Annotated in this window: 5 protein-coding genes; all 5 read left to right on the forward strand. The window is 57.3% G+C overall.

Annotation, left to right across the window (positions count from 1 at the left end; all coding sequences use genetic code 11):
* A partial coding sequence (locus ACX80M_RS20640) for an IS3 family transposase (RefSeq protein WP_459310341.1) occupies positions 1 to 658 on the forward strand: 658 nt, incomplete at its 5' end.
* Complete coding sequence (locus tag ACX80M_RS20645; RefSeq protein WP_459310345.1) at positions 651 to 3527, forward strand: DUF3427 domain-containing protein; 2877 nt, start codon at positions 651 to 653, stop codon at positions 3525 to 3527. The genes ACX80M_RS20640 and ACX80M_RS20645, both read left to right, overlap by 8 nt.
* Before the next feature lie 263 nt (positions 3528 to 3790).
* Positions 3791 to 4111, forward strand: coding sequence for a nucleotide pyrophosphohydrolase (locus ACX80M_RS20650; protein ID WP_459310342.1), 321 nt, complete (start codon positions 3791 to 3793; stop codon positions 4109 to 4111).
* A gap of 187 nt (positions 4112 to 4298) precedes the next feature.
* Positions 4299 to 5849, forward strand: a complete 1551-nt coding sequence (locus tag ACX80M_RS20655) for a DNA/RNA helicase domain-containing protein (protein ID WP_459310343.1) — start codon at positions 4299 to 4301, stop codon at positions 5847 to 5849.
* Between the two features lie 367 nt (positions 5850 to 6216).
* Entirely contained in the window at positions 6217 to 6360 is a 144-nt protein-coding gene (locus ACX80M_RS20660) for a hypothetical protein (protein WP_459310344.1), read from the forward strand.
* Positions 6361 to 6648 lie beyond the last annotated feature (288 nt).

Genomic DNA, 6648 nt, shown 5'->3' on the forward strand with positions numbered 1-6648 from the left:
GGTATCGGTGGGAACTGTGGCGGTCATCATGGCGGAGAACGGCTGGGCCGCGAAGCGGATGCGGGCGTTCAAGCGCACGACGATTCCCTCTGATCCGGACAAGGTCTTCGCGGACCTCATCGGGCGGGATTTCACCTCCGCCGCCCCGGGAACCCGTCTGGTCGGGGACATCACGTACCTGCGCACCGGTGAGGGCTGGCTCTACTTGGCTACCGTTATCGATCTGTGCACGCGCATGGTCGTCGGCTGGGCGATGGCTGACCACATGCGCGCCTCCCTGACTACCGGTGCGCTGAAGATGGCCAGGGACCGCGGTTATCTGCAGCCCGGAGCCATTTTCCACAGCGACCGCGGAACGCAATACACGTCCCGGGAAATGAGTGTCTGGTGCACCGGTAACGGCATCCGACAGTCCATGGGAGCCACCGGGGTGTGCTGGGACAATGCAGTGGCCGAATCGGCGTTCTCATCCCTGAAAAACGAGTTCTACCACCACCACAGCTTCACGACCCGCCAGGAGGCCCGGCGCGGAGTGATGAACTACATCGAAGTGTTCTACAACCGCTGGCGACCCCACAGCAACAATGACGGCCTGCCGCCGGCCACCGCAATGGCGGCCTTCACGCCAACCGCGCAACCGCTTCCCGCGGCTGCCTGACCAAAAAGAAACTACGCGACTGTCTCACATCCTTGACACACCTCACAGTGACTCAGCGCTACTAACCAACAGCAAGAACGAACCGAATCTTGCCGCGGAGCTTCGGGCCGAGATTGAGTCCGCCAACACCGTTGACCTGCTCTGCGCCTTCGTCCGATGGACAGGCCTCCGCCTGCTTGAACCGGCCCTCGAACAGCTCAACGAGCGCGGCGCCAAACTACGAGTCCTCACCACCACCTACATGGGCGCCACCGAACGACGCGCCATCGATGAACTCGTCAACCGCTACGGCGCCGAAGTGAAGATCAACTACGAAACTCAGGCCACTCGCCTCCATGCAAAGGCCTGGCTGTTCCGCCGCAACTCCGGCTTCGACACGGCGTACGTCGGGAGCTCCAACCTCAGCCAGGCTGCCCTGCTGGATGGCCTGGAATGGAACGTCAGGCTCAGCTCAGTCGGCACGCCCACTCTCCTGCAGAAGTTCGAGGTCACCTTCGACAGCTATTGGGAGCAGCGAGCCTTCCAAAGCTACGACCCGGTACGAGACGGCGAAAAGCTGGACGCGGCACTCGAACGTAACGGCGGCCGGCGCACCGCAGCGCCGGACGCAGCCACCGGGCTCGAAGTTCAGCCGTACCTCCACCAGGAGGAGATGCTAGAAGAGCTGGAAGCCGAGCGGCTCAAAGGCTTCAACCACAACCTCCTGGTCGCCGCCACGGGCACGGGGAAGACAGTTATTGCTGCCCTGGACTACAAGCGCCTCTGCGAAGCCGCTGGCCGCGACCTGAGGATGCTTTTCGTCGCCCACCGACAGGAAATCCTGAAGCAAGCGATGCGTACCTACCGGGACGTAATGCAGGACGGCACTTTCGGTGAACTCTACGTGGGGGAGCACAAGCCGAAAGAGTGGAAGCATATCTTCGCCTCCGTCCAGTCGCTGTCCTCGCTTGGCATCGAACAGCTGGAACCCGACTTCTTCGACGTCGTCGTTATAGATGAATTCCACCACGCCATGGCGCCCACCTACCGGCGCCTGCTGGACCACCTGAAGCCGCAGCAGCTTCTCGGACTCACTGCGACACCGGAACGCGGCGACGGGGTCGACGTCGCCAAGCAGTTCTTCGACGGGCGCACCGCCAGTGAGCTCAGGCTGTGGGACGCCCTGGACGCTGACCTGCTGGTGCCGTTCCACTACTTCGGCGTCTCGGACGACGTCGACCTGAGCCAGCTGGAATGGAAGCGCGGCAACTACGACACCACTCAACTCAGCAACCTCTACACCGGCAACGACGCCCGCGCTGCCAAGGTGATCCGCGAACTACGCGACAAGGTCACCAGTACCGACCAGATGCGGGCCATCGGTTTCTGCGTATCGGTCCAGCATGCCCACTACATGGCCGAGGTGTTCAACGGCGCCGGTATTGCCTCCGTCGCCGTTGATGGCAGCACCAACGACGCCGACCGTGCAGCTGCGCTGGAGCGCCTCCGCCGGCGGGAGATCAACTGCATCTTCACCGTAGACCTCTTCAACGAAGGCCTGGACCTGCCGCAGGTGGACACCATCCTGCTCCTCAGGCCCACACAGAGCGCCACGATCTTCCTCCAACAGCTGGGGCGGGGGCTGCGCCGGGCCGAGGGCAAGGCGGTTCTGACGATCATGGACTTTATTGGCCAGCAACGGCGTGAGTTCCGCTTCGATCTGCGGTACCGCGCGCTCACCGGCTACGGACGCAAGGAGCTGGAGAAGGCTGTCGAGGACGACTTCCCCTACCTGCCATCGGGCTCCCAGATTGTGTTGGACAAGGTGGCGCAGCAGGTGGTGCTGGACAACATCAAGGCACAGCTACGGTTCAACCGGGCGCAACTCGTTCGAGACATTGCTTCATATGCGGAGACTGAGCTGGAGGCCTACCTGGAGCGGTCTGGAAACGATGTGAAGTCGATCTACCGGTCGACCAAGGATTCGTGGACCGGCTACCTTCGCCAGGCCGGCCTGATCGACGACCGGGGATTGAGCTTGTCGAAGTCGCCTGCAGAAGACATTGTCGAAGGCCAACTCGTCGCCAATGCAGATGCCGACGAGAAGAAACTCTTGGGCCGCATGGCTGCGCTAATCCACGTGGACGATCCGGAACGCGCTGAGGCGTACTCGATGCTGGTGGGCCCCGATGCGCCCCGCTACGCGGAGCTTGGGATGCGCGAGCAGACTTTCGCCCGGATGCTGTTCTACACGTTGTGGGACGACGGCGGCGGTTTTCAAGAGTACGACGCCGGACTGGATTACCTGCGGGGGTACCAGTTTGTGTGCAGCGAGATTCGCCAGGTCGTGACGCTTGGAGTGGCCGCTTCCAAACACGCAGCGAAGAGTCTCGGTGCCGGACTGCAGCACGTACCGCTGCTCTCACACGCTACCTACAGGCGGGAGGAGATCCTTGCTGCTTTGGAGTACGGGTCGCTGGAGATTGGAAAGAACGTCCAGCACCGCGAGGGGGTCGCTTGGTGTCCGGCGACTTCGACGGACGCCTTCTTTGTCACCTTGAATAAGGATGACAAGAAACACTCGGCCACAACGATGTATAAGGACTATGCGGTCAGCCCTGAGCTTTTCCATTGGCAATCGCAGAACGCGACCTCACCCACCAGCCCCACAGGACTCCGATACCTCGACCGAGCTGCGCAGGGCACGAAGGTTCTGATCTTCACGAGGGACACGGCGGACGACGAGACTGGCCTGACAGTTCCCTACACGTGCCTGGGGGAGGTGGACTACGTGCAGCACTCAGGAGAGAGGCCCATTGCCATCACGTGGAAGCTGCACCGCACCATGCCCGCGGATGTGTATGCGACGGCTGCTGCAGTGGCTCAGTAGTTCCGTGTGACGCGAGGTCAGCTCGTGACTTTTTCTGGGCGGCCATATATGGTTCACAATTTCTCGAACTTTAGGGAAGAGTTGACGGTCAGTGGATGGATAATTCGTGCTTAGGGACCTACTCGCTTTGATTGCGTCCGCGCGGTTGCCCGATAGTCGAAGTTACCGAGGAGCTTCGCACGACCCTGGGGAACTAGTGCCGGCGACTGAACAATAATACGGACGCTCGGGCTGCTTCATGGGGTGCATGTTACGGTGAAATCATGTCTGATAATTCTGTAGTTCGGTTGCTCCGAGAGTTCGTTGCGGAGCGTGAGTGGAGTCAGTTCCACAGCAGCTCGAATTTAGCGAAATCGATCTCAATTGAGGCGGGCGAGCTCTTAGAATGCTTCCAGTGGGGCGAAGAAGCTGAACCGATGCGAGTTCAGTCAGAACTTGCTGATGTACTGACATATGCCTATTTATTGGCTGATCGTCTAGGCCTTGATCCTGACGCGATTGTGGCCGAAAAACTGGAAGAGACTCGGACTAAATACCCAGTAGAGAAGGCTCGGGGGCGGAGTTCGAAGTATGACGAGCTTTAGGATTGAACGACGGAATTTTTCGCCTCACGAGATTGAGCTATTGAGCCGCAGTGGCGACCAATTCACTAACTGGCCAGTTGTGTACACGCTGAATGACTCAAGAGACGTGTACGTCGGCGAGTCGAGAAGTGTAGCTTCTCGCATGCGGCAGCATTTGAAGACGCACGAAAAGAGTGGCTTACAAAGGATGCATCTTGTCATTGATGATACTTTTCATAAGTCCGCCTGCCTTGATCTAGAGTCGTTCCTAATTAGACTTTTCGCTGGCGAAGGGCGCTATCAGGTACTGAATGGAAATGCTGGGGTCAGCGACTCGGACTACTATGATCGCGCAAAGTACACAACGTCTTTTGAGCAAATATTCGAGGAACTGCGCACAGAAGGAATGTTTGAACGCTCGATCCCTGAGATTGAGAACAGCGATCTCTTCAAGTTTTCGCCGTTTAAAGCTCTTAACCACGATCAAGCGGGTGCGGTCGGAGAGATCTTGGATGGCCTTCTCAGTGACATAGAGCGTGGAGAGCCAAGTACCAGCGTAATTCAGGGAGATCCGGGCACTGGAAAAACAATAATTGCAATATATCTAATGAAGCTGCTCCGCGACATTCAGATTTCTCAAGAAGGTGAAAGCTTCGATAGTGACTCAATCTTTTCGGATTACTTTGTAGAAGGCAACCGTGACCTCATTGCCAATCTCAAGGTCGGCCTAGTCGTCCCGCAGCAGTCACTACGGTCAACCATCAAAAAGGTTTTCAAAAAGACGCCTTCTCTTAAGCCCGGCATGGTCCTGAGCCCATTTGACCTCTCACCTTCCGAAGAGCCCTACGATTTGCTGATAGTGGACGAAGCGCATAGGCTCAGCCAACGCGCAAACCAGCCGTCCGGTCCTCAAAACAAGAAATATCGTGAGATTACCGAAGCCCTATTTGGCGTGGATAACCTGTCGATCACGCAGCTGGACTGGGTTCGCGAGAGCAGCAAGCACCAGATTCTGCTAGTGGACGCTGAACAGAGCGTTAGGCCTGCGGACTTGCCGGAGGACTTAGTCCGATCCCTCATACTTCGTTCGCAAGTTGAGAAAAAGTTTTACCGTTTGCATTCACAGATGCGCGTCCAAGGCGGGATGGACTACATCAAATATGTTCGTAAAATTTTTTCGTCAGAACCGCCCGTTCATACACTGATCGAGAATTACGATTTTCGATTCTTTGATGATGTCAGGGATATGCACGAGGCCATCCGTAGGCGAGAGTCAGAGGTACAACTTGCTCGACTTGTCGCAGGCTTCGCTTGGCCCTGGAAAACGAAAACAGATCCTAATGCTTTTGACATCGACATTGATGGACATCGACTTCGCTGGAACCAGACCCAAACTGACTGGATCAACTCAAGGAATTCAATAGATGAGGTTGGCTCTATTCATACAGTCCAGGGATACGATCTAAACTATGCGGGTGTAATTATCGGACCTGATCTCCGCTTTGATCTGAAGACTCGGTCTATCGCCGTCGATCGAGCTAGCTACTTCGATAAGAAAGGCAAAGAAAATAACCCCAAGCTTGGGCTTGTGTACACCGACAGTGACTTGCTTAGATACATCACAAATATATATGCCGTACTCATGACAAGGGGTATGCAGGGGACTTACGTTTACGTGCATGACGAAGCACTCCGCGAATATCTGCGTCGTTTCATTCCTCAGAGGACTGGGCGTAGTTGCAATGATATTTGCCGGTGATTATCTCTTGTGATGAGGGGCTACTTTAGAACCGCACTCAAACGCTAGGCATAATCTGCACATCCCCCGGACGAAGGGTCGGACTCTTTCCGCTCCGCCGCGATTCATGTGTTCCTTGGCAGGAACCGAACAAGCCCAAGGTCGCGGCGGGTCTTGCCGCTGACCTCCGGTGGGCCTGCGAAGGGATTGCCGAAGGTGACCTCGTGCTGCCGCCAAAGCCGCGGAGGGCCTACCAGCATGGTGTGGTCGCTGGTGGCTACGAATATCACCCGGAACAGACCTGCCGCACCGCCGCCGCGTTGACTGAAATGGCTCGTTCAGCAAGGAGGACATGAGCCCAACCTTGGCGTCCACCGCAGGAGTACCAATGACGGTGTTCCAGCTGACCGCCCACACGGCAGAACTGGCTAGTTCGACAAGTTTCACGCGCGGCCGCTACTGGCGGTCCGACGAAATCTTGACCACGCTGGACTCGTTTGCCGACATGTTCGGCCTCGGCTGTCGCAGTTGATGCGCAATGTTTGCTCAAGATCGTTTTGCACCTGACGGCTCGGCAGTAGCATCACGGGATAGGCAGAACCGCATATTGGGGGACAACGATGACCGAGCCTGATTCCACGCGCCACGACGAGTTCTCTGAACGGCTGCGGCAGTTGGTGGCCGCGAGGGACGGCGACCTTGCATCCGTCTACAGTTCCAGGACTCTGGACATGGGCTGATGCGGTGGAATGGCTTCCGCGTGATTCCGCTGATCTTGTTGCGGGCTGGCTGTTAATTTTCACCTGTTTGCGATAAAATC

This window comes from Pseudarthrobacter sp. MDT1-22 (assembly GCF_054511035.1).

Coding starts and splice junctions, on each gene's coding strand:
- ACX80M_RS20650 (WP_459310342.1), top strand. CDS start 3,791: ATGTCTGATAATTCTGTAGTTCGGTTGCTCCGAGAGTTCGTTGCGGAG.
- ACX80M_RS20655 (WP_459310343.1), top strand. CDS start 4,299: ATGCATCTTGTCATTGATGATACTTTTCATAAGTCCGCCTGCCTTGAT.
- ACX80M_RS20660 (WP_459310344.1), top strand. CDS start 6,217: ATGACGGTGTTCCAGCTGACCGCCCACACGGCAGAACTGGCTAGTTCG.